At 43.1% G+C, this 1,654-nt stretch carries 3 protein-coding genes; all 3 read right to left on the bottom strand.

Going from position 1 to position 1,654, the window contains the following annotated elements; all coding sequences use genetic code 11:
* Positions 1 to 35 precede the first annotated feature (35 nt).
* The gene (groES, locus tag AC1DWN_RS33490; protein WP_475812190.1) at positions 36 to 317 is read right to left on the bottom strand and encodes a co-chaperone GroES; all 282 of its coding nucleotides are present in this window, start codon (positions 315 to 317) and stop codon (positions 36 to 38) included.
* A 279-nt stretch (positions 318 to 596) separates the two neighbouring features.
* Positions 597 to 1,064: a DUF2264 domain-containing protein gene (locus AC1DWN_RS33485; RefSeq protein WP_477563143.1), complete on the bottom strand. Its 468-nt coding sequence runs from the start codon at positions 1,062 to 1,064 to the stop codon at positions 597 to 599.
* A 178-nt stretch (positions 1,065 to 1,242) separates the two neighbouring features.
* Positions 1,243 to 1,449 carry a hypothetical protein gene (locus AC1DWN_RS33480; protein WP_477563142.1) on the bottom strand — a complete coding sequence of 69 codons (207 nt, stop codon included), beginning with the start codon at positions 1,447 to 1,449 and terminating at the stop codon, positions 1,243 to 1,245.
* Positions 1,450 to 1,654 lie beyond the last annotated feature (205 nt).

The raw sequence follows: 1,654 nt of genomic DNA, 5'->3' as shown, positions 1-1,654 counted from the left end.
GTATATTGCCCTCTATGTGTCTCAAAATGAGCTGTTTATTCAAAGATCGCGTGAATGTCGCTTTCCTTCATGATCAAATACTCTTTGCCTTCGAATTTGATTTCTGTTCCCGCATATTTGGAGAAAAGGACGCGGTCGCCTTCTTTAACTTCCAATGCAACACGAACGCCATCCTTCAGCGTACCGCTGCCAACTGCTATCACTTTGCCTTCTTGTGGCTTTTCTTTCGCCGTGTCCGGCAATACGATACCGCTAGCTGTTGTTTCATCTTTCGCTATCGCTTCGATTAATACGCGTTCACCTAAAGGTTTGATCATTGAGAATAGCCTCCTTCAAAATTTATCACTTATTTTATTTCGTTAGCACTCGATTACCTCAAGTGCTAACAACTAGTTTTATCATACTCATTTTTGATCTTAATTTCAAGTACTTGGATTCATTTTCACAGTAATTTTACAGTTAATGCCGAATCACTTCAATTAGCCTCTCCTACTGGTATTGCCAAACAGCATTTAATTGAAACGCTATGTAAATGAAACTGCTTCTGATCTCACCTTTGAAACAATATGTTTCAATTCCCTCGCGAATTCCTTTACTTATTTCAATGCCGTATCTATTCCAAAAGCTCTACCGGACCCAGCCTTACGAGCGGTCCAATCCTCGGGTTGGCTGCTCCTGAACGAATGTGATTCTGACAGTCCAAGGGGAAGAAATACCGCCGCACACAAATATAAGCTTCCTGTAGAAATATAAGGCTCTCCAACAGCTTGCTGATGCCCACAAAATCCAATCGTCAACCAATCGCCATCAGCTGTGAAGTTTCCTGGCATTTCTAACGTCCGCCTTATGACTGCTGTAAGCGCACATCGAACCTGTCCTGCTGATACACCCTCTGGCAGATCATCCCGCAATGAGCTCTGTGCCAAGCTCTGGAATTCTCCGAAGTGATAAGCAAGTGAACGTCCGATCGGCGGATAAGTACCGTCACTTGAAATAAATCGCTCCTGCACCTCAGCATAACGACGAGCACGTCTGAATACATCATCACGCAGGCTGCATACCATCAGAAAAGTTCATATAATCAGGCGAAGCAGGATCTGTTCCCGCAGCGATAGCATCTCGTGCAAGCTCGGAATATTGACTGCGCAGCTTCTCCTCTTCTGAGCTGCCTGCTGCAGTGTTCTCAAGCCATCAGGCAATTCCGCTTAATAATCTTCCAAGTGCCTCCAAATGCGTATATTTTTATCTTTCGATTGCTGCAAATGAAGCCTGTTCAGCCGAAGCTAATCCTGTCTCAGCATTATACGTAAGCCCCCCGCATTCAATCGGCATACTTTCTTTTAAACGGCGCTGAGATAACGCTTTCAATACAGGATTACTAATGATTAGCAATTGCTCAATCCAATACGCACGATCGGATGCTCCATTTTGATATAGCTCACTGCTCATATCTAACGTTCTCCCCCACCAATTTGTTACTAGCTCTTTAAGTCTCTTCGTAAAAATTTTCTGTATTCCCCTACCATGTAATATTAAACCTTCTTCATTAATATCCTCCCACGCGCCATAGTTTTCTTATTATCAAAAGAAAAAACCGCAATACGATTACTCGCAAGCGGTTTCCTTAATTTCGCGCTATTTGGCTGTATAATGT

It is taken from the genome of Paenibacillus sp. P4_A7, from assembly GCF_056402455.1.
The sequence above is the reverse complement of the archived record's forward strand: the minus strand, read 5'-3'. Positions and strand labels throughout refer to the sequence as shown.

Excerpts from the sequence above, each read along its gene's own strand:
- groES (WP_475812190.1), bottom strand. The coding sequence starts at position 317 with ATGATCAAACCTTTAGGTGAACGCGTATTAATCGAAGCGATAGCGAAA.
- AC1DWN_RS33485 (WP_477563143.1), bottom strand. The coding sequence starts at position 1,064 with ATGGTATGCAGCCTGCGTGATGATGTATTCAGACGTGCTCGTCGTTAT.
- AC1DWN_RS33480 (WP_477563142.1), bottom strand. The coding sequence starts at position 1,449 with ATGAGCAGTGAGCTATATCAAAATGGAGCATCCGATCGTGCGTATTGG.